We start from the raw sequence: 22,668 nt of genomic DNA, 5'->3' as shown, positions 1-22,668 counted from the left end.
TCTCCCGTAACTCAGGCCCTCGCAGGCGTCTCCGGCGGGATGGCGGCCAAAAGCTTCTTGGTGTAATCGCTCTCCGGGTGGTGCAGGATCTTCGACGCCGGGCCGGTCTCGACGACCCGCCCCTTCTCCATCACAGCCACCGTGTCGCTGATCTGCTCGACGACGGCGAGGTCGTGTGCGATGAACAGGTACGTCAGCCCGCGCTCGCGCTGAAGTTCGGCGAGCAGATCGAGAACCGACGCCTGCACCGTCACGTCGAGCGAGGCCGTCGACTCGTCGAGGATCAGCAGCTCGGGGTCGGACGCGAGTGCGCGGGCGAGGCAGACACGTTGCCGCTGACCGCCGGAGAGCTCGTGCGGATAACGGTCGAGGTACGAACTGTCCAGACTGACGTCGTCGAGCAATTGCGTTGCGCGACTCCGCAATGCGTCCTTACCCGATACCAGATTGTGCGCGCGTAGCGCCTCGCCGATCGATGAGACGACGGTCATCCGCGGGTCGAGTGAGGCGCCCGGGTCCTGGAACACCATGGCAACCCGTCGACGCAGCGCCTTCTGCTCAGCACCGTGCACGCCGACGGCGTCGATCTCCTTGTCCTCCACATTGATTCGTGCGCTGCCGCGAACCACCGTGCCGTGGCCGGTGGTGGTCAATCCGGTGAGGACGCCCGCGATCGTCGACTTGCCCGACCCCGATTCGCCGACGATGCCCAGTGTCGTTCCGCGTGCGACGTCGAGGCTGACATCGCTGACCGCGTGCACCACATCACGACCGGTCGAGGTCCGTACCGCGAACCTCACGTCCAGGTCGGAGATGCTGACGAGAGGTGTTGTGGCGGTATCTTTTTCGGACTCGAGGTCGGTGTCGTCACGATCGTCGACCTTCGACAACAGCGGACGCGACGCCAACAGCTCGCGGGTGTACTCGTGCTGCGGATTGGCGAATATCTCTGCGACGTCGCCGGTTTCGACGACCTCGCCCTGCCGGAGAACGACGACGCGGTCGGCGATCCGTCCGATCACCCCCAGGTCGTGGCTGATCCACACCACCGCCATGCCTCGCTCGCGCTGCAGCCGCGCGACGAGATCGATGATCTGGGCCTGCGTCGTGACGTCGAGCGCGGTGGTCGCCTCGTCGGCGACGAGGACGTCGGGATCGCAGGAGAGCGCGATCGCGATCATCACGCGTTGCCGTTGACCGCCGGACAGTTGATGCGGGTAGGCACGCAGACGACTCTCGGGGTCGGGGAGGTTGACGTCCGTCAGCAACTGCACCGCACGTTCGCGGGCTTGTGCATGGCTCAATCCGAGGTGCCGACGCGGACCCTCGGTCAGTTGTTGTTCGATGGTGAGCAACGGATTCAGGCTCGACGACGGGTCCTGGAACACGAATCCCACGCGCGCCCCGTGCAGGGACTGCAGAACCGCGCGGGAGGCGCCTATCACCTGTGTGCCAGCGAGAGTCGACGATCCGTCGACGTACGAGCTCGGTGCGTGGAACAACCCCGTCGCCGACAGTACTGACAGCGATTTGCCCGAGCCGCTCTCGCCGACGATGCCCAGGGTTTCGCCCTTGGCCACGGCAAAGTCGATGCCGTGCACGATCTCCCGCGGACCGACGCCGACGACGAGCTGTGAGACGGAGAAGACCGGGTCGGTTCGCCGGTCTTCGTCGTGCGCCGCGGGGTCCGACGTTGCCTGTGCCGCTTCGGTAGTCGCCGCCTTCGTGCTGCGGGTGGCGGGGCGTCGACCCGCTTTCCCCCGATTCCGCAACAGAGTTCGTTGCCGAGGGTCGAGGACGTCGCGCACGCCGTCGCCGAGCAGGTTGAAGGCGAAGACGGTCACGAGGATCGCCAGGCCCGGGAACACACCCATCCACCAGGCCGTGGTGAGGAAGCCCTGGGCGTCGTACAGCATGCGGCCCCAGGAGGGTTCGGGTGGTTGAACTCCGAGTCCGAGGAACGACAGGGCCGCCTCCGACAAGATGGCGAAGGCCAACGAGATCGACGTCTGCACCACGACGGGACCCGAGATGTTCGGCAGCACATGGCCGAACAGGATGCGGGGCGTCGACACACCCATCGTGCGGGCGGCCTGCACGAATTGTGTTTCGCGAACGCGCAGGGTGTCGGCTCGCGCGACACGGGCGAAGATCGGGATGTAGACGATGCCTATCGCGATGGTCGCCGACGTGACGCCCGGGCCGAGGATCGCGACGATCGCCAACGCCAGCAACATCACCGGGAACGAGAAGATGACGTCGATCACCCGCATCAGCACGGTGTCGGTGATTCCGCCCGCGAACCCCGACACCATGCCGATGATCACGCCCGCGACCAACGAGATCGCCACGGCGATCACGGCGACACGCATACTCACCGCCGCCGCAAGGACCACCCGGGAGAACACGTCGCGGCCGAGGTCGTCGGTGCCGAACAGATGCGAGAAATCGGGTGCCTGCAGCGCATTCGGGACGTCGATGTCGTTGGCGCCGTACGGGGCGATGAACGAACCGAAGATCGCCAGGACGACCATCACGAGGATGACGACGATGCCGACCACCGACGCCTTGTTGCGCAGCAGCAGTCGCCACGCCGAGTCGGTGCTGCCGGTACCTGCGGAGGTCGGTTCGCCCGCGTCGTCGAGCGCGGTCTGTGCGGTGCGTCTTGGCTCGGGTAGCTCGCTCATGACAACCGAATCCTCGGATCGATGACGGCGTAGAGGATGTCCACGATCAGATTGATGATGAGGAAGATCGCTGCGATGAGCAGAATCGCCCCCTGCAGCATCGGATAGTCGCGTGCGGCAACGGAGTCGTAGACGAGTCGCCCCAGGCCAGGCCAGGCGAAGACCACTTCGACCACGATCACGCCGCCGAGCAGGCCTGCGAGCTGGATACCCGAGATGGTGAGCACGGGGACCAATGCGTTGCGGCCGATGTGCGACACCATGATTCGTCTACGGCTCAGCCCCTTGGACTCCGCGGTGGTGACGTACGGCGCGTTCGCCACCTCGAGGACGGCGGCGCGAACGTATCGGGTCATGATGGCGCCGGTGACGACGCCGACGGTGATCGCCGGCAGCACCAGGTGAGATATCCACGGCACGAATCCGTCTGCGAGCGAACGATATCCCGATGACGGCAGCCAGCCGAGGGAAGTCGAGAACAGTGCGATGAGCAGAATGCCCATCCAGAAGTCAGGCACCGAGATACCGAACTGCGAGACGACGCGAATTGTGTTGTCCGCAGCGCGACCCTCGCGCAACGCTGCCCACGTACCGAACGGAATCGCGATCACCAGCGCCACGAGGATGGCCGCCACCGCGAGGGCGATCGTCGCGGGCAGTCGGTCCATCAACATCTGAGTGACCGGTTCATTGTTGCGGAAGCTGACGCCCAGGTCTCCGGTCGCAGCATTCCCGATATAGTGGATGAGCTGGGTGAACAACGGCTGATCGAGCCCAGACGCACTACGCAGTGCCGCATAGGATTCGGGCGTGTAGCGGGTACCCAGCGCGATCTTGACCGGGTCACCGGGAACGATCTGCATCAGGAAGAACACCGCGATCGTCACACCGATCAAGACGAGGACGGTGTAGAGCAGTCGGATCAGGATGAACCTGATGAGCGGCCAACCGAAGTCACTCATGACGCACCTCCCCTGTCGAGTCGGGCGTTGCGGAATCGGACGGCCTTGTCGGCTCGCACGGTGTAGTCGCGCACCGACTTCGAGAACGCCTGTGTGGCGGACGGGTTGTAGAGATAGAGGTAGCTGACATCGTCGGCGATCCGCGACGAGACGTCGGCGTAGATCTGTTTGCGACGACCGACGTCGAGTTCGGTACGTCCGGCGTCGAGGAGCCGATCGACCTCCGGATTGGAGTACTTCTGCGAGTTCGACGTTCCAGCCGAATGATGCTGCGCGTAGTAGTAATCGTCGGGGTCGATGTTTCCGAGCCAGCCCATCAGCAACGAGTCGAATTGACCGGCGGATTGGCGATCGAGCCAGACGCCGAAGTCGAGTTGCTCGATGGTGACCTTGATACCCGCGTCGGCGAGATTCGACGCGATGACCTGTGCGGCCGTAACGGTTTCGGGATACTCGGTGGAGACCATCAGACCCATCGACAATGACGAATGACCGGCATCGCGGAGGAGTGACCGCGACTTGTCCACCGCGGCAGCCCTATCCAGACCGGCGGTGAATCGGTCATAGGGTGTGAACCACGGACTGGTCTTAGGAATCGCCAGTTGATTCGGTGTCGCCGTGCCGTATCCGACGACCTGCGCGATGGATTTGCGGTCGATCGCGTAGGCCACCGCCTGCCGCACGCGTCGGTCGTCGAACGGCTTGCGTGCGAAGTTCATTGCGACGTACCAGTAATCGTTGGCGGTCACGGTCCCGACGTTGATTTCGTCGTCGCTGTCGAGGATGCGCAGTTGCTGCGCGGGGATGGCGTCAGTCCAGTCGACCTCGCCAGACCGCAGCGACGAGACAGCGGTCGTCCCCTGGGAGATGAAGCTGAAGGCAACACCGTCGACGTGTGGTCCGCCCGACCAGTGGCCGGGGTTGGCCTTGAGCACGATCGACGTTGCGGGCGAACGTGATTCGAATGAGAACGGTCCGGTGCCGATTGGACGCGTCAGGATCTGGCCCGACTCGACGTTGCGCTTGTTGACGATGGCGAGCCCTTTGAAACCGCCAATACTGCTGAGCAGGTTGGGACTCGGCGTGCGGGTGGTGATCACGACGTGTGCATCGTCGGGTGCCGTGATGGTGGCGACGTTGTCGAACCGCCACGACGCCGAGAGCTCACCGTCGATGATCCGCCGATAGGAGTATACGACGTCGGATGCGGTCAGCGGCTCACCGGTGTGCCACCGGACGTTCGGGCGCAGCGTGAAAACATATTGCGTCTCTTCGGGATTGACCTGCCAGCTTTGTGCGAGCGCAGGGACCATCTCGAGCTTTTCGTTGGGTTCGACGAGAGTGTCGAAGACGTTCTCGAGTACCTCGAAGGAGAAGTAGGCGGAGGTCTTGTGAGGATCGAGTTGATCGGGCTCACCGGCGATCGCTGCCCGAATTGTGTTGGCAGAACCAGCTAATCCCGAACCCGACCCGGACGAGCAGGCGCTCAGCGCAGATATTCCGAACGCACCAGCGCCCGCCGCAGCACTCAAAGCGAAGAACCGACGACGATTCAGCGGAATCGACGAGACCGACGGCGATGACCTGCTCTGCTGGCGCTCGTCGGTCATCCGATCGCGATCCCTCCCGCGCCGCGGCGACGCTGTGGTCCGTGTTGGAGTCTGCCGCGCTTACCGAAAGTTCGCAAGCGTAAGGGGCGCCCCGCGTGTCAGGCGCTGCCACTCGCCGCTGGCCGAGCGCCCCTACGCTGGTCGAGCTACACACCGCTGGTCGAGCGCCGCCCCACCGATGGTCGAGCTTGTCGAGACCACCGCCGGTCGAGCGTTTCCCGCTGGTCGAGCTTGTCGAGACCACCCCATGCCGACAAGTGGTTTCGACTCGGCTGCTCGCTACGCTCGCGGCCGGCTCAACCAGCGGAAAGGGTCGAGCGTTTCCCGCTAGTCGAGCTTGTCGAGACCACCGCCAGCCGAGCAACACCCGCTGGTCGAGCCTGTCGAGACCACTCCCACGCGGACAAGTGGTTTCGACTCGGCAGCTCGCTACGCTCGCGGCCAGCTCAACCAGCGGAGGGGTCGAGCCGCCACCGCTGGCCGAGCTTGTCGAGACCACTCCCCCGCGGAAGTGGTTTCGACTCGGCAGCTCGCTACGCTCGCGGCCGGCTCAACCAGCGGAAAGGGTCGAGCGCCCCCGCTGGTCGAGCCTGTCGAGACCACCGCTCACTTCTTCTCGAGGTTCACCAGGAACTCGATGCTGCCGGTCTTCTCCACCTCGACGAAGCCCAGTGACGGTGGGGTGACGCCGAAGTCGGTCCAGGTGACGGGTATCGATCCCTGCACGATCACCGACGCTCCGGATCGCTGGATGTTGAGGGTCGTCGTGACCGACTTGGTCACTCCCTTGATGGTGATGTCGCCGGTTGCCTGCACAGCCTGCGGCTGGCCAGATTCGGGGACGGACGAAATATCAACCGGCTGAGTCAGTTTCCACGTTGCGGTCGGATACCTGTCGGTGTCCATGATCGACTCACCGCGGAACCGGTTGTCGCGCATCGATTCCGGACTGGTGATGGACGCGACGTCGACCGTGATCTCTGCGTTCTCCAACTTCGACGACGCCACGGTCGCCGTGCCGGTCACGGATGTCGTGCGGCCGTTCACCGTGACGGGTTGCCCACGCAGCGTCTCGTCCACTCGATATCCCGCCTGCGTTCGGGTCGCGTCGGCAGACGGGCCGGGCACGATCGTCCATGCGCCGTCGACGCTTTCCGATGCCGCCTGCGTCGACGTCGGGAGCTTGAGTTCCTCGTCGGCGTCGCCCGCAATCCACTTGGAGTACGCCCACGGGCCTGCCGCGACGACGACAACAATGAGAACGACAAGCGTTCCGAGCCCCCACCACAGGTAGCGTCGCTTCATCGTGCAACCTCCCCGATCGTGGAGGAGTGGTTCGGGTCGGTGATCGTCTCTGGAGGTTTCATAAGGCTTACCTCACCACCGATTTCTTACGATCGCCTGAAAATTCGTACAAAACTACATTGCAAAACGGACCGCAGTCCGGAAAGCTTCTCGCAGCTAAAGAGTTGCGGCTCCCTGTGATCGCCCGTCGAGAATAAGAAGAGCGACGTGCAGCGAGGTGACGGACTCGCCGTCGGAGAGATCGACGCCGAGTATCCGCTCGATGCGCGCAAGCTTCGCATACAACGACGGTCTACTCATGTGTAGACGGGAAGCGAGTGCCGACTTGTTGCCGACGTGCTGCACGTAACCGCGCAAGACGTCGAGCAGGTCACCGCCGGTGTTGATGTCGTCGAGCACGAGGTCGCGTAGTTCGGATTCGGCGAACCGCTGTAATCGCGGATCGTCGCGTAGCAACGAGATCAATCCTCGAATTCCGATGTCCTGCACTCCGAATACGGCACGCTCCGACGTCGGCATTCCGGCAGCGACCTCGGCAACCTGCGACGCCTGTAGCAGCGTGTGAATCGTCGACATCACCTGTCGTCCGGGCGCGCCCAGACCAAGAACGGCACCTGCATGGCCGACGGTTCGCTCCACGTCGCGCCGTGTGGCGGCGGCGAGAGTGTCCAGTGCGTGTTGACGCGACCTGCCACGTGCCGTCGTCAACGCGAGCACTACAAGGATCTCCCCGTCGCCTCGCACGGAGAAGAGCGCGCTGTGTCCCTGCGCGCCGACAACCCGCACCACGACGTCGAGCAACTGCGCGGTGCGACGTCGTGTGGAGATCGGATCGTCACTCGCCGGCCAGCCGGGCACTCGCACCGAGATCGGCACGTACTCGTTGGCTTCGCGCAGGCCGAGCGCGAACGCTCGCGCCGCCACCTCGCCTTCGTCTCGAATGCGTTCTTGCAGAACGTCGTCGACGAGCCCTGCCTGTGCTTGCCGCTCGATGTCGAGGCGGCCACGCTCGGCCATCCGATGCATCACGAGCGCCTGTGCGGCGCGCTCGAGCACCATCGCCGTTCGCTGTTGCTCGGCGTGCGATTCGGGGACGATCAGCCTGGCCCAGTGGTCGTCGCCGCGACCGACGTCGACGACTCTCCACGGTGCGTGATCGGAAACCTCAGTCGTCGCGACGTCGGATGCGTGTAGCCGCGAACGGCGTTCCCAGTCGTGAAGCAGTGAAGCCGCCGGAGCTCCGGCCGACGCCACCGCATGATGCTGCAGATTCTCCAACACCACTGGTGAATCAAGCAGCGCCGCAACACTGTTCGTGATCTCCGCTGGCGACGCACGTCGTATGGTGAGCTGCGTGAAAGTCTCGTGCGTTCGGTGCGCGAACTCCACGGCGGCATACTGTTCGGCAACCAGGCTGCGGTGAACCTGTTCGGTCACCTCGACGAACTTGATCTCCCTGCGCAACACCACTGCCGTCAAACCCAGCTCGACGGCCACCGGCCCGATCTCCGACGGTATGGCCGACGAATCGTCGAACTCGGCGATCACCCCGAGCGCACCCGCCCGAGCGAGATTCTCGAGGTAACGTCGCGGGTCACGTCGCAGAGCATCGCCCGTGGTCAGGACGAGTTCGCCGCCCTCGAGCAGGTGCCCGAGATCGCCGACGTCGCTGACGTGAACCCACCTCACCGTGCGCTCGACGCCCGCCGCGCTCAGCACGTCGGGGAGCCCATCGCGGATCACCGGCAGATCGATGACGTCGCCGACTGTCAGAGTCATCCGCAGAGCTTTACGAGGTGTAAATCCCGCTCGAATTTCACTGACAGAGTGTAGCGCGCCAAACTCTGCGTTCTGCACCAGACTGGGAGGTACTCGCGCGACGACTCTGCCCACTGTGGAGTCGCGTGCCAAATTCCGTTCTTGTGGAGGAGTTCTGATGACAGCCATCGTGCAGCACTGGTGTGACGGCAAGGCGTTCGCCGGGGATTCGTCGGCGACGGCGCCCGTGACCAACCCGGCAACCGGCGTCGTGACCGCGAATGTGGCCTTGGCGTCTGTCGAGGATGCGCGCACGGTCATCGCCGCGGCCGCCGACGCATTCCCCGAATGGCGCGACACGTCACTGGCCAAGCGCACCGCGGTGCTGTTCCGCTTCCGCGAACTTCTAAACGAGCGCAAGGAAGAGCTGGCAGCCATCATCACCGCCGAACACGGCAAGGTGCTCTCCGACGCGCTCGGTGAGATCAGCCGCGGCCAGGAAGTCGTCGAATTCGCCTGCGGCATCCCGCATCTGCTCAAGGGCGGCTACACCGAGAACGCCTCGACCAACGTCGACATCCACTCCGTACACCAGCCACTCGGACCCGTCGCCATCATCAGCCCCTTCAACTTCCCCGCCATGGTCCCCATGTGGTTCTTCCCCATCGCCATCGCCGCAGGCAACACCGTCGTCCTCAAGCCGTCGGAAAAAGACCCCAGCGCATCGATCTGGCTCGCCGAACTCTGGAAAGAGGCAGGCCTGCCCGACGGCGTGTTCAACGTCCTACAGGGCGACAAGACCGCCGTCGACGAACTGCTCACCAACAAGAGCGTCAAGGCCGTCAGCTTCGTCGGCTCCACCCCCATCGCGCAGTACGTCTACGCCACCGGAACCGCCAACGGTAAACGCGTCCAGGCCCTCGGCGGCGCCAAGAACCACGCCATCATCCTGCCCGACGCCGACCTCGACCTCGCCGCTGACGCCATGGTCAACGCAGGCTTCGGCTCCGCAGGCGAACGCTGCATGGCCATCAGCGTCGCCGTCGCCGTCGGAGACATCGCCGACGACCTCGTCGCCAAGATCACCGAACGCGCCACCACCATCGTCACCGGCGACGGCACCACCAACGCCGACATGGGACCCCTGGTCACCAAAGCCCACCGCGACAAAGTCGCCGGCTACGTCGACGCAGGCGAAAAAGCCGGAGCCACCGTCGTTCTCGACGGCCGCACCGTCAAGGCTGACGGCGGAGCCGACGGCTTCTGGCTCGGCCCAACACTTTTCGACAACGTCACCCCCGACATGAGCATCTACACCGACGAAATCTTCGGGCCCGTCCTGTCGGTCGTCCGCGTCGACACCTACGACGAAGCGCTCGACCTCATCAACAACAACCCCTACGGCAACGGCACCGCGATCTTCACCAACGACGGCGGCGCAGCCCGACGCTTCGGCAACGAAGTCGAAGTCGGCATGGTCGGCATCAACGTCCCCATTCCCGTCCCCACGGCCTACTACAGCTTTGGCGGCTGGAAGGCCTCCCTCTTCGGCGACAGCCACGCCCACGGCACCGAGGGAATACACTTCTTCACACGCACCAAAGCCATCACCACCCGCTGGCTCGACCCCAGCCACGGCGGAATCAACCTCGGATTCCCCCAGAACGCCTGAGCTTCACCGAGTACCGAAACGGATTGCCGCATATGACCATTCAGTCTGAACGCACGACGCCCGCCATCGATCTCGACGCGGCGAAGCGTGCCTACGAACTCGACCGCAAGCACGTCTTCCACTCGTGGTCGGCGCAGGCGAAGCTCAACCCGATGACGATCACCGCCACCGACGGGTGCTACGTGTGGGACGGCGAAGGTAATCGCCTTCTCGACTTCTCCTCGCAGATGGTCAACACCAACATCGGCCACCAGCACCCCAAGGTCGTCGCCGCGATCGCGGAGCAGGCCGCCAAGTTGTGCACCGTCGCGCCTGCACACGTCAACGATGCGCGCTCAGAGGCCGCACGGCTCATCGCCGAGCGCACTCCCGGTGAGTTGAATCAGGTCTTCTTCACCAACGGCGGCGCCGACGCCAACGAGCACGCGGTTCGCATGGCCCGCTTGCACACGGGTCGTCGAAAAGTATTGTCGCGCTACCGCTCTTATCACGGCGGCACCGACACCGCGGTGAACCTGACGGGCGATCCACGACGCTGGCCCAACGACTACGGCGACGCAGGCGTCGTGCACTTCTTCGGGCCGTTCCTGTACCGCTCGCGGTTTCATGCGACAACGCAGGAGCAGGAGTGTGAACGCGCTCTCGACCACCTGGAAGAGACCATCCGCATGGAAGGTCCGTCTCAGATCGCGGCGATCATCCTGGAGACCATTCCCGGCACCGCGGGCATCATGATTCCGCCGCCCGGCTACCTGCGCGGTGTGCGGGAGATCTGCGACCGGTACGGCATCGTCTTCATCGCCGACGAGGTGATGGCCGGGTTCGGACGCTCAGGCAAGTGGTTCGCAATCGAGCACGGCGACGACGAGCAGGGCCCGATCGTCCCGGACCTGCTGACCTTCGCCAAGGGCGTCAACTCCGGCTACGTCCCGCTCGGTGGCGTCGCGATAAGTCCGCACATCGCAGCAACTTTCGCCGAGACCCCGTACCCCGGCGGCCTGACCTACTCGGGTCACCCGCTCGCCACCGCGGCCGCTGTCGCGACGATCAACGCGATGGCCGACGAGGGAATGGTCGAGAATGCCGCACGAATCGGCGCCGAGGTGATCGGCCCCGAACTCGAGCGGATCGCGCAGCGGCATCCCAGCGTCGGCGAGGTCCGCGGTGCAGGCGTCTTCTGGGCCGTCGAATTGGTCAAGGACTCAGAAACTCGCGAGCCACTCGCCCCCTACGGCGCGAGCAGCGATGCCATGAACAAGGTGATCGCGGCATGCAAATCGAGTGGAATGCTGCCGTTCGCGAACTTCAACCGCATCCACGTCTGCCCGCCGTGCACCATCTCCGACGACGAGGCCCGCGAAGGACTTGCCATCCTCGACGCCGCGCTGGAGGTCGCCGACGCGGCGTTGTGACAGGCACCCTCTGCGCTCGCACGAGCGTGACACAACCCGGTTCCGGCACACGCCGTCGGCACCGGGTTGTGTCGCGTTATCGAGCCGGTGCGGGCCACAACATTAGGAGCCAGCGGTGTCGAATGACTTCACCCTGACGCAGCTGCGGTACTTCATGGCTGTCGCCGAGGCCGGCAGCATGACGGCGGCCGCGCAGTCGCTGTCCGTCACGCAATCGACGGTGTCCGCGGCGATCGCACAACTCGAACACGAAGTGGGGCAACCCCTTTTCCTCCGGCTCGCTCGTCGCGGCCTGGAGCTGACGCCTGCGGGGCGTCGACTCAGGTCTCGTGCGCTCGGATTCCTCGAAGACGCAAGCACGCTCCTGGCCGCCGTTCGAGATGAAGACGCCGAACTCGAAGGTGAGATGACGGTCGGGATATTCGCACCGCTTGCACCCTTTCGCGCACCGGTCATTCTGCAGGCGTTCGAGCGCGCCTACCCCAAAGTCCATGTGCGATTCTTCGAGGCCGACCAGGAGGGCCTGAGGCTCGCGCTGGCGCAGGGACGCTGCGAGGTAGCTCTCATGTACGACCTCGGTGTCGCAGTCGACGCCGAGTCGCAGGTGGTGGAAACCGTTGCCCCACATGTCATTGTCGCTGCCGATCATCCCGCAGCTGCCAACTCGTTCGGCGAGGTGTCACTGCGCGACCTCGAAGCCGACCCGTTTGTGCTCTACGACGTTCCCCACTCGCGCGACTACTTCCTCGCCCTCTTCCGTCAGCTCGGACTCACCCCGCGTGTGAGGCACCGGGCCAGCGGTTACGAGACCGTGCGGTCGTTTGTGTCACGGGGACACGGTTATTCGATTCTGAACCAGCGCCTGCACCACGACCTCACGTACTCCGGCGGTTCAGTGGTTCCATTGCGGATCGTCGAAGACCTGCCGCCGATCAAGGTCGTTCTGCTGTTCCCGTCACTCGGCACCCCGACACGACGTGCCCAGGCGTTTGCCGCTGTGTGCCGGCAGCTCTACGGCGTCGACCTTTGATATCGATTTTGTCGATGGCAGCAAACGAAAAGATTCGCTTGAGTTACGTGATCCGGGTCACGCACTCTATGGTGCAGCACCCTCGAGCGAACCCGATTCGCTTGGCAGATCGCCGATCGAGGCGCAGAGGAAGGCAATACCGATGACCACTGTGTTACCTGCTCGGACCTGTGCGCGAGGTCCGTCGCACATCAGAAACACACCACGTGCTCGTCTTGCAACACGAGTGCCAACGTTCGGCAATGGTGCGTCCCTAGCGTGACCGATATGAATTCCACCCAGACGCCCTCGACGAACACCGAGGCTCCGGCACAGTCATCAGCCGCGACAGCGGAGATGGACGTCAACGGCAAATCTCAACCCGCAACCCCGCTGCAGCGACGCGTTCTCGCTGGTGGTGCGATCGGTCAGTTCATCGAGTTCTACGACTTCACCCTGTACGGGTTGTCGGCAGTCGTTCTCGCCCATCACTTCTTCCCGTCGTCGAACGATCTCACCGGTCTACTCGCGACGTTCGCCACGTTCGCGGCGGCGTTTGTGATCCGGCCGCTCGGCGGTCTGTTCTTCGGCGCTCTCGGCGACCGCGTGGGGCGCAAGAACGTCCTGTTCGTCACGTTGCTCACCATCGGTGGCGCGACGGCGCTCATCGGGTTGCTGCCCACGTACGAGCAGATAGGTGTCGCCGCACCGATTCTGCTCGTGCTGTGTCGACTGCTCCAGGGGTTCTCTGCCGGTGGCGAGTCGGTCGGCGCACCGACCTTCACCTATGAGCACGCCCCGACTGCGCATCGCGGAAAGTGGCTGAATACGACGATCGCTGCAACAGCACTGCCGTCCGTCTTCGGCGGCGCGTTGATCCTCGGACTCACCGCCGCCATGGGTTCCGACGCATTCGAGTCCTGGGGATGGCGCATCCCGTTCCTGCTGGCCGCGCCGCTGGCAGTCTTCGGGTTGTGGATTCGTCTTCGCACCGAAGAGTCCGATGCGTTCAAGGAGACACTGGCGAACGTTGAGCACCGCGAGTCGTCGCCGATCCGTGAAGCATTCCGCGAGAACGGACTTCGCATGGTTCAGGTTGTGTTCGTGATGGGTCTGACCGCGATGGGCTTCTACTTCCTGTCCGGCTACTTCGTCACCTATGTGAAGACGACCGGAGGACTCTCCCAGCAGCAATCGTTGATCGCCAACGCCGCCGCGATGTCGCTCTACACACTGATGCTCCCGCTCACCGGCATGCTCGGCGACAGGTTCGGCCGTCGGCCGATGCTCATCGCGGGCACCATCTCGATCGCCATCTTGGCGGTGCCGTGTTTCGCCATGGTGACCAGCGGCTCCCTGGCGATGGCGATCGCTGGACAGATGCTGTTCGTCATCCCGCTCACGATCTACGGCGGAGGTTGCTACACCTTCTTCGTCGAGGCATTCACCACCCGCACCCGATTCACCAGCGCCGCAATCAGTTACAACACCGGCTATGCCCTCTTCGGCGGGACCGCGCCGTTCGTCGGCACGTGGCTCGTGGGGTCGACGGGATTCGACGCCGCGCCCGGCGTGTACATGGCCATCGCGGCCGCCGTCGTCCTGGCAGTGATCATCGCAACGCGCGTCCCGGAGACCCGGCACGCGGCACTGTAGAACCGCCGCGCCAGCAACGCTTTCCACGCAGTTACAGGAGTTTTGACAGATGAGTACCAATGATTCGAGTACCAACGAGTCCTTCCTCGTCGACTTTCATCACGTCGCGACCATCGGGGCCACTGACGGCGGCGGCGTCGAACGTCAAGCCGGAACTCTGGAGGACAAGCGCGTTCGCGCTTGGTTCACCGAATTCGCCGAGCAGCGCGGTTGGGACGTGCGTCGCGACGGGATCGGAAATCTCTTCGCTCTCATCGAGTTCGCGCCCGGTGCTCCGTACGTGCTCGTCGGATCGCACCTCGATTCTCAACCACTCGGTGGGCGCTTCGACGGTGCCTACGGTGTCATTGCTGCGCTGCATGCCGCCGAGCGTCTGCAGCGGGAGGTGACGGCTGGCGGCGCACAGCCCCGGTACAACGTCGCCGTGGTCGACTGGTTCAACGAGGAGGGCGGCCGGTTTGCCCCGTCGATCATGGGTAGTTCGGTCTTCGCCGGACTGATGGACCAGGAGGAGATGCTGGCGGTCACCGACCTCGCCGGAATCACCGTCCGCGAGGCGATGGGAAACATCGGGGCGCTGGGCGACGATCCCCGCCCGGAGGCCGTCGCCTATGCCGAGATCCACATCGAGCAGGGCCGCATTCTCGAACGCGAGCAGATCAGCCTCGGCGCCGTCGACTTCAGTTGGCACACTCAGAAACTCGACATTCGTGTCGTCGGAGAACAGTCGCACACCGGCGCCACTGCGATGGCTGATCGCAGGGATGCTCTGGTTGCCGCAAGTGAAGTGGTTCTGCTCGTCCACAAGGTGACGAGTGTGGCCGAGCCCGAGTCGCTCGTCTCGTCCGTCGGTCAACTCACCCTTGAGCCCAACTCGCCTATCGTCGTGCCACGACTCGTGACGTTGGTCGCCGATCTGCGTGCGGAACGCAAAGCCGACGTACTCGCCGCGCGCGACAGTCTGCTTCGTGACATCGCGGCGGTAGCTGAGCGATACGACGTTCGCATCGAGGTCAACGACGTCGATATCCGTGAGATCCAGTACTACCCCGAGGCCGGCCTCGAACTCGCCGAGAAGGTCGCTGCCGACGCCGGACTGAGCGTTCGACGCCTCCGGACCATGGCGGGACATGATTCGGTGGCCATGAACCGCATCGTTCCCACGGTGATGATGTTTGTCCCGTCGGTCGACGGCGTCTCCCACTGCGAGCGCGAATTCACCACTGACGCAGACATGTTGGCTGGTGTCGAGGCACTTACGGGCGTCGTCCGCCGCCTCACCGAAGGCGCACTCGACGGCGTTGCAGCAGGGATGCCGGGAGCGCACGCATGAGCACCGCGGTGTCGACGACGAGTCTCTGTGATCTCTCGGCAGCACAGATGCGCGTCGGTTATCTCAGCGGCGACTTCACACCGAGCGAGGTGATGGCGTCGACGCTGGCGCGCATTCGTGATGTCAACGGAGACCGCGCAACTGGCATCAACGCTTTCACCGAGGTCCCCGACGACGAGGCAACCAGTCAAGCGGCTACTGCGACGGAGCGGCTCCATGTAGCGCGTCGTCGTGGCGATCGACTGCCACCGTTGTTCGGGATTCCAGTCGCCACCAAGGAGAAGCACGCGCTGGCCGGACGCACTCTCGAGCAAGGTCTTGCAGCGCACCGCGGTCGTATCGCCGACGCCGATCACCCGATCGTCGCGCGCATTCGTGCAGCCGGTGGAATCATCCACGCGCGGACTACATCTCCCGAATTCAGTTGCGCGACCGTCACACATTCTCCGATGTGGGGCGTCACTCGTAACCCCTACAACCTTGCGGCTTCCCCCGGCGGTTCGTCGGGTGGCGCCGGTGCCGCACTTGCGGCAGGCATGGCCACTCTAGCCACAGCAAGCGATATCGCCGGATCAACCCGAATCCCAGCAGGTTTCACCGGAACCGTCGGCTATAAGGCACCGTACGGGCGCATCCCCGGGGCGCCGCCCCTGAGCGCCGACACCTATCGTGGCGACGGCCCGATGGCGCGCACCGTCGACGACACCGCCCTGCTGGCCGATGTCATGTCCGGCCACCATCACAGCGATCACTTCAGTTGGGGCGGCAGCGGGCAGCTTGCCGACACACTGGATACGCATACTTCTCTTGATGGGGTACGCGTCGGCATCAGTATCACGTTGGGCGACTTCGATGTTCATCCCGACGTCGCTTCCGCCACCCTCCGCGCAGCGGAAGCGCTGCGGCAACGAGGCGCAGAAATCATTGACGTGACGCTCCCGTGGCGTAGCGACGAGATCAGAGAGACCATCTTCGCCCACTTCGGCCACCTACTCGCTCCCGCGATGCGCGCCGAAACGGCTGGCGGACGGCCCGTCGCCGCCTACACCGAGCAGTTCATACGCGACGCCGAGGCTGCCGCGCAACGACTCTCATACCTCGACTCGGTAGCCGCCGACGCACGGCTGCAGGCGCAACTCGCCTCCGCGATGGCCGACGTCGACGCGCTGTTGTGCCCGGTTTCTGCTGTGACATCCCTTGCCGCGGATGGCAACTATCTCGACGGCATCGAGGTCGTCGGCCCCGACGCGACTCCCGTTCACCTGCAACACTATTGGCAGGCGCATCTGACAAGTCCGTTCAACGTCGCGAACCGCTGCCCGGTACTAGCGGTCCCCGCAGGTATCGCAACCGACGGCGTGCCGATCGGGGTTCAGTTGGTAGGCAAGCCACTCGACGAAGTCATGCCGTTCCGGTTGGGCAGAGCAGTCGAAGATGCCCTGGGAGTTCCGTCGTGGCGGGAGGCTCAGGTTCGCGACAGCGCACCCTCTGAGACGGAAGTCCGCCGCGTCGACGCCCAATAGGCCAGTGCCACAGCGACAATGCCCACGACGGCGGTAACCGCGATCGGCGTCGAATCCGACCACGCGTTCACAGCGATAGCCAACAGCGCCCACGCAAGGGTGATGGGGAGCGCTGGAAGCGCGCTGCCGTAGAGGTAGGTGACGGTGACAGCGACGAGTGCGGCGACGATCAGGACGACGAGTTGCCAACCGGCCGACGACTCGTCGGCCGCGCCGCTGCGTGCGATGTCTGATGCCCAGTTGACGAACACCGCGGCGGTTGCCCACCCCGCGTAGATGCCGATCGTGATGCGGACGAGAGTGGTTGTCGAAGAAGGGCTTTCGACCGTAAGTGCCGCGATGCGCGCGGCGTCGAGCAATGCGATCGCAATGACGGTGAGCAGGATCGAGGGCAGCCAGTCGATCGAGGCTGCCGACACGATCAGCCACAGCGCCGCCGCACCACAGGCAATGGCGAGATCGACGGCGAGGCGTTTGCCGTATTGCGTGCCCGAGTCGAGCCCTCGGACGAAGATGTAGCCGGTCACGGCCGACAACACGTAGATGACGGCCCAGATCGCGAAGGCATAGCCGGCGGGACTGATCAACAGGTCGACGCCGTCGTCGTTGGGCTCTCCACCGAACAGGGCGAGCGGGATGATCACGGCCATGGCCTGGGCGACCGACAGAATGAGCACGGTCCACGCCAGCGGCGCGGTCAGCTGGGACGAAGCGTCTTTGCGGGGCATATGTCCGACTCTACGGGCCGTGACTGGGCTGGGGCGGAGCTACCACGAGGGCGGGGCCCGGTGGCGCTCAACCAATCAGCCCACCGACACCTCTACTCAGAAGACGATCGTCGAATTGCCAAGTCGTGCAACCCGGTCGGCGGCGTGAAGCGCCACCGCGCGAGACAATACGAGACGTTCCACATCCGCGCCGCGGCGCGCGAGTTCGGTGGTGTCGTCGCGGTGCGACACGCGCACGACGTCCTGGTCAATGATGGGACCCTCATCCAGATCGGCGGTCACATAGTGTGCGGTTGCCCCGACAAGCTTGACTCCGCGCTCTTTGGCCCGCCGATACGGGTCAGCGCCAACAAATGCCGGCAGGAAGGAGTGATGGATGTTGATCACCGGACATCGCAACTGCTCAAGGAAGTCTGCCGAGATGATCTGCATGTACCGGGCGAGCACGACCAGATCCACTTTCTCGGCCAGGAGACTGAGTTGCGACAGTTCCGCGGCAGCTTTCCCTCCACGCGGGACCGGAATGTGTTCGAACGGCACCCCGAATTGGGCAACGGATTCTTCCAGGTCGGGGTGGTTGGAGATCACCATCGACACATCAATGTCGAGTTCCCCTCGACGCGCCCGCCACAGCAGGTCCATCAGGCAGTGGTCATACCGGGAGACCATGATCGCGGTTCGCTTACGTCGTGCCGCCTCCACCACGCGGAACGTCAGATCGAGCGGACCGGCCACTTCGTGCTCGAAGTCGGAAGCCAACTCGTCGATGCTGTCGACCAAACCAGGGAGCTCGAACTCGGTGCGTTGGAAAAAGACTCCGAACTCGCCCGCCGTCGAGTATTGATCCAGAGTCGTGATGTTGGCCCCCGCCGACCGAGGAAATCACCGACGGCTCCCACCAGTCCTGGCCGATCAGCTGCGGCACGCACCATCAACCGTCCTGCGTCCGCGGAACGACAACTGCCCGCGGTATCGAGACTGCCGGTCGACAAGGTGAGGCGGTCCTGGGGCGGCAACCCCGAGCAGCACGCGCGGGTTGATGCCGGGCTGGCTGCAGAATCGGTGTCGTGGGTCATGCACTTACTCCTCGGGAAGGCGACAGCGCCAATATGAGTTGGTGGGAGCGCAGTGGGCCGTCAGTGCCATCGGACAAGATCAGAAGGTCAGCGGGGCTCCCAGGTGATACCGAGCCAGTGCGCCGTATGTGACGTCCCATTGCGCGGCAATGTGCGTCTTGTACATCGCGACGTCCCGGTAGTACTTCTCCAGCGCCGAACCGCGTTTGGCTGCGGTGCTTCCTGCCGTGGTGAATGCCAACTCGACGGCGTCGTTGGCCAGTTGCGCAGCCTGCTGCACGACTGCGCGAAGTCGCCCGTCCTCTTCAGGGGTGAAGTCACGTCCTGTGTGCGCCCACAGCCGACCGAGTTCGGCATACTGCCGAACTCCTCCGAGGAACATCGCCTCGGCACCGTCGGTCAGCGCCAGCATCTTTCCGAACCAGCGGTGGTACTCCGGTGCCTCCGATCGCGGGATCCGGGGCGGGAAGCTGGACGCCTTTGCCTGCATGAGTTCCTCGTACTCGTCGACCGCTGCCCACGCTGCACCGATCTGAGTGGCAATGAGTTCGGCGTTGAAGTAAAGCATGGTGCGGCCGAGATACATCGGGTTGCCGTGCAACTGATAGCCGATGGTGCCGTCGGTGCCCAACTCGTGTTCGCGAAACTCGTAGTGCACCGACAGGTGCTCGGGTACGAACACATCGGTTGCCTCGATCGAGTGCGAACTCGATGCCCGCATCCCGATTGTGCGGTCACCACCCCAGTCGTCGAGAATCGTGTAGTCGGTGCGAGGCAACGCGAACATGCGCATGCCGGTCATCACGCCGTGGGCATCGGTTGCCGGGGCTACCACCAACGCGTGCGTGGACCACATCGACCCGGAGCAATAGTCCCACCGGCCGGACAGTCTGTAACCACCGTCTGCGGCTACCGCTTTACCCGACGGCACAGTCCGGCCGGGCGCGATGAAGGGCCCTGAACCGAAGAGCTCGTCTTGGCCTGCCTCAGAAAAGAACGACGCCACATGGAACGAGTGACCTGCACCAAGTATGTACGACCAGCCGACGCCGGGATCTCCGCGGGAGATCTCGATGCCGATGCGGAAGAAGTCGTCGATTTCCAGTTCGAGTCCGCCGTATCGGGAGGGCATCAAAGCGTGGTAGAAACCGTGCTCCAGCAACTCGGAATGGATTTCCTCGGAGTACCCGCCCAGCGCCTCGTGCTCTGTCTGGAGCTTACGCAGCCTTGGACGCAGGTCACGAGCACGCGCCACCAGGTCGTCGGCCCGGGCCCGATCTTTCGACTGCGGCAGGGTTGCAGAGGGAAACAGAGTGTCTGTCATGAAAATCTCCTCGGTAATTGTCATACGATCATACATTTTAGAGATCGTTCTCGCCAGGCATCAGGGACGCCCCTCAGGCGGGCTCGGTTGTCCGCCGATCGCTCACATCACCCGCGACCGGAGACACAGGTCCGCCAGTGTCGGCCCGCCGGCGGCGTACCAGCAGCAGAGCGGTGCAAATACCCGAAATGATAAGCACCACAGTGACATACAGGATCACCGAGTAGACAGACCCGGTCTCTCGGACCAGCACGGTCGCGACGATCGGACTGATCGCGCTTCCCAATACGTTGGAGAGTTGGAACCCTAGCGACATGCCGGTGTATCGGACGTCGGGCGAGAATGCTGAGGCAAACAGCGAACCCTGTGCCGCATATCCGATGCTGAAGAAACCACTCATGCAGACGAGGTAGCCGATGGTCGTCAGTACCAGATTTCCGGTAGACACCGCGTAGATCAGGAACGCCGCGGCGACAATACATCCGCTGATGCTGATCGTCATCACTCGCGCCATCCCGATCCGGTCGACCAACACACCGCCGAACGGCGTGGTTACCAATTGAGCCGCGTTCGCGATCAGCACCGCGGCCAGAATCTCCGACCTGCTGAACCCGACCGAATCGCTGGTGCCGTAGCTGACCAGGAAATTGATGGCGATAAGGGAGAGACTTCCGAAGCCGAGGAAGGCGCCGACGACGAGAAGAATGGAGGGTGTGCTGGTACGGAAGGCTCGAAGGATCGGTGCGGAGGTGGTCTGCCCCTTCTCCTTGGCCTTTTCGAAGTCGAGCGATTCGCCGATGCCGGCCCGGATCGCCAGTCCGACGATCACGAGGATACCGCTGCACAGGAACGGAATTCGCCATCCCCATGAGTAGAGCTGATCGTCCGGCAGAGTTGCGACGGCAAGAAAAGCTATGTTGCCCAACAGGATTCCAGCGGCGGGACCGGTCTGCGGCAGAGCTGCGAACAGCCCGCGGCGCGTCTCTGGTGCCGATTCGTAAGCCATCAGGATGGCGCCACCCCACTCACCGCCGAAGGCGAAACCCTGGGCAAAACGCAAGAGCACCAGCAAAACCGGAGCGAGCGCACCAATCCGGTCAGTGCTCGGCAGCAGGCCGATGAGCACAGTCGCCACGCCCATGAGGAACAGCGACAACACCAGCATGCGCTTTCGTCCGATTCGGTCGCCGTAGTGGCCGAAGAAGAGTCCACCGAGCGGTCGAGCGATAAAGCCGACGGCGAAGGTGCCCAACGCCAGGATGGTAGCCACGAACGGATCGTTGTCAGCAAAGAACACGTGTGGAAACACCAATGCGGCGGCCAAGCCGTAGATGGCGAAGTCGTAGTACTCGACAGTGGTGCCGATGAGGCTGGCCGCGCCGACGCGCACAGGGGAAATCCGACGTGGGCTGACAGAGGGTGAGGTCATGTGTAATTCCTTGTGCAAGTATGGATATCAGGACGGATCGAATACGAGTAGTCCACTGATGTCCCGCAGTTCTCGAGAGGCCTGCATGGCGTCGTTGATCTTTTCGAGTGGATAGCGATTGGTGATGATGGGGCCTGCGTCGAGGCCGCCGGATTCAAGCAGCGACACATAGCGCGGCAGATCGCGGCGCATCCGGACATTGCCGTTTTGAGTGCTGATGATGGTGCGACCCTGGACGGCGATCGTGGTCTGCGTCAACGTCACCGTGGTACCCAACTCCTTGACCCCGTTGAGCACGACGGTGCCTGCTCGCCGCGCGAGCGACACTGCCAGTTCCTGCGATGCGGCCGGACCCGCGGCTTCGATGGCATGATCGCTGCCCCGTCCACCGGTGGCACTGCGCACCTCGTCGAGAACGTCTTCTGTCGTCGGGTCGAGCACGTGAGTGGCTCCGAGCTGAGCGGCCAGTTCGCGCCGTTCGACGATCGGGTCGATCGCGAAGATCTGCGACGCGCCGGCCAGCCGGGCGGCCTGCACGGCCCACAGACCGAGGTGCCCGACACCAACGACGCTGACGCTCTCCCCCGGCGTTACCCGCGCGGCGTTGAACACCGAACCCAGGCCGGTCATGATTCCGCATCCCATGAGTGACAACACTTCTGAGGGAAGGTCCGACTCGATGACGAAGACCTGATTTGCCGAGATGTTCATCATCTCCGCATAACCACCGACGTTGCCGGAGGCACGGATATCGGTGCCCGAGGCGTCGGTGGCAACAACCGGATAGCCCCGCGGATTGTCGAATAGCTCCGAGCACTGATCCGGGCGTCCGACGGCACAGTAATAGCACGTTCCGCACTCGGGAGTACCGGGGACGAGCACCCGCTGTCCCACAGACACGCCGCGCACCTCGGAACCGATCTCCACCACCTCTCCGATCGAGGCGTGCCCAAGAATGACCGGAGGCACCTTTCCGAACTTGCCCGCCCAGTTCGTGCAGTCGGTGGAGCAGAAGGGGGTGGCGTGGGTACGAACAAGCACGCGTCCCGGTTCGGGTGGATGGTATTCGAGATCTTCGACGACGAACGGCTCTGCGATGGCAGTGAGCACTGCGGCCTTCATAAGACTCCTCGGAGTGGGAACGGGATTGGTGAACCGAAGCGGTGCGCTATGGCCTGGCTCAC

At 63.9% G+C, this 22,668-nt stretch carries 15 protein-coding genes and 1 pseudogene; 6 read left to right on the top strand and 10 right to left on the bottom strand.

Annotated features, from left to right (window positions below; all coding sequences use genetic code 11):
- Positions 1-11: 11 nt before the first annotated feature.
- From RND64_RS06280 to RND64_RS06260, 5 genes are all read right to left on the bottom strand, one after another.
- The gene (locus RND64_RS06280) at positions 12-2,687 is read right to left on the bottom strand and encodes a dipeptide ABC transporter ATP-binding protein (protein WP_331436518.1); all 2,676 of its coding nucleotides are present in this window, start codon (positions 2,685-2,687) and stop codon (positions 12-14) included.
- Positions 2,684-3,649: an ABC transporter permease gene (locus RND64_RS06275; RefSeq protein WP_049699769.1), complete on the bottom strand. Its 966-nt coding sequence runs from the start codon at positions 3,647-3,649 to the stop codon at positions 2,684-2,686. The genes RND64_RS06280 and RND64_RS06275 overlap by 4 nt, the downstream gene beginning before the upstream one ends.
- Positions 3,646-5,259: an ABC transporter substrate-binding protein gene (locus tag RND64_RS06270; protein ID WP_270483086.1), complete on the bottom strand. Its 1,614-nt coding sequence runs from the start codon at positions 5,257-5,259 to the stop codon at positions 3,646-3,648. Before RND64_RS06270 ends, RND64_RS06275 begins: the two co-directional genes overlap by 4 nt.
- Positions 5,260-5,865: 606 nt before the next feature.
- Entirely contained in the window at positions 5,866-6,564 is a 699-nt protein-coding gene (locus RND64_RS06265; RefSeq protein WP_049699771.1) for a YceI family protein, read from the bottom strand.
- A gap of 156 nt (positions 6,565-6,720) precedes the next feature.
- Positions 6,721-8,343 (bottom strand): PucR family transcriptional regulator, encoded by a 1,623-nt coding sequence (locus RND64_RS06260; protein WP_331436517.1) that lies wholly within the window; start codon positions 8,341-8,343, stop codon positions 6,721-6,723.
- A gap of 157 nt (positions 8,344-8,500) precedes the next feature.
- On the opposite strand from RND64_RS06260, the gene RND64_RS06255 reads away from it, so the two are divergent.
- The 6 genes from RND64_RS06255 to RND64_RS06230 all read left to right on the top strand — a co-directional run bounded on the left by RND64_RS06255 (position 8,501) and on the right by RND64_RS06230 (position 16,927).
- Complete coding sequence (locus RND64_RS06255) at positions 8,501-9,994, top strand: CoA-acylating methylmalonate-semialdehyde dehydrogenase (RefSeq protein ID WP_331436516.1); 1,494 nt, start codon at positions 8,501-8,503, stop codon at positions 9,992-9,994.
- A 32-nt stretch (positions 9,995-10,026) separates the two neighbouring features.
- Positions 10,027-11,406, top strand: a complete 1,380-nt coding sequence (locus RND64_RS06250; protein WP_331436515.1) for an aspartate aminotransferase family protein — start codon at positions 10,027-10,029, stop codon at positions 11,404-11,406.
- Positions 11,407-11,521: 115 nt separating this feature from the next.
- Positions 11,522-12,436 (top strand): LysR family transcriptional regulator, encoded by a 915-nt coding sequence (locus tag RND64_RS06245; RefSeq protein WP_331436514.1) that lies wholly within the window; start codon positions 11,522-11,524, stop codon positions 12,434-12,436.
- A 267-nt stretch (positions 12,437-12,703) separates the two neighbouring features.
- A complete protein-coding gene (locus tag RND64_RS06240; protein WP_331436513.1) occupies positions 12,704-14,071 on the top strand; it encodes an MFS transporter in 1,368 nt (455 codons plus the stop codon).
- A gap of 49 nt (positions 14,072-14,120) precedes the next feature.
- The gene (locus RND64_RS06235; RefSeq protein ID WP_331436512.1) at positions 14,121-15,404 is read left to right on the top strand and encodes a M20 family metallo-hydrolase; all 1,284 of its coding nucleotides are present in this window, start codon (positions 14,121-14,123) and stop codon (positions 15,402-15,404) included.
- Positions 15,401-16,927 (top strand): amidase, encoded by a 1,527-nt coding sequence (locus RND64_RS06230; RefSeq protein ID WP_331436511.1) that lies wholly within the window; start codon positions 15,401-15,403, stop codon positions 16,925-16,927. Before RND64_RS06235 ends, RND64_RS06230 begins: the two co-directional genes overlap by 4 nt.
- Here the strand turns inward: RND64_RS06230 and RND64_RS06225 are convergent.
- The 5 genes and pseudogenes from RND64_RS06225 to RND64_RS06205 all read right to left on the bottom strand — a co-directional run bounded on the left by RND64_RS06225 (position 16,870) and on the right by RND64_RS06205 (position 22,606).
- Complete coding sequence (locus tag RND64_RS06225; protein ID WP_331436510.1) at positions 16,870-17,655, bottom strand: MFS transporter; 786 nt, start codon at positions 17,653-17,655, stop codon at positions 16,870-16,872. The two genes, RND64_RS06230 and RND64_RS06225, sit on opposite strands and share 58 nt — an antisense overlap.
- Before the next feature lie 96 nt (positions 17,656-17,751).
- A pseudogene (gene purU, locus RND64_RS06220) lies at positions 17,752-18,587 on the bottom strand (formyltetrahydrofolate deformylase).
- Between the two features lie 223 nt (positions 18,588-18,810).
- Positions 18,811-20,055 (bottom strand): acyl-CoA dehydrogenase family protein, encoded by a 1,245-nt coding sequence (locus tag RND64_RS06215; RefSeq protein WP_270483101.1) that lies wholly within the window; start codon positions 20,053-20,055, stop codon positions 18,811-18,813.
- A 73-nt stretch (positions 20,056-20,128) separates the two neighbouring features.
- On the bottom strand, positions 20,129-21,484 hold the full coding sequence (locus tag RND64_RS06210) for an MFS transporter (protein WP_270483102.1): 1,356 nt from the start codon (positions 21,482-21,484) through the stop codon (positions 20,129-20,131).
- A 27-nt stretch (positions 21,485-21,511) separates the two neighbouring features.
- Positions 21,512-22,606, bottom strand: coding sequence for a zinc-binding dehydrogenase (locus tag RND64_RS06205; protein WP_331436509.1), 1,095 nt, complete (start codon positions 22,604-22,606; stop codon positions 21,512-21,514).
- Between the last annotated feature and the right edge of the window lie 62 nt (positions 22,607-22,668).

It is taken from the genome of Gordonia sp. w5E2 (assembly GCF_036540975.1).
GTDB classification, from domain to species: domain Bacteria; phylum Actinomycetota; class Actinomycetes; order Mycobacteriales; family Mycobacteriaceae; genus Gordonia; species Gordonia jacobaea.
Note: the sequence above shows the minus strand (reverse complement) of the source record. Positions and strands in the feature narration are given on the sequence as shown.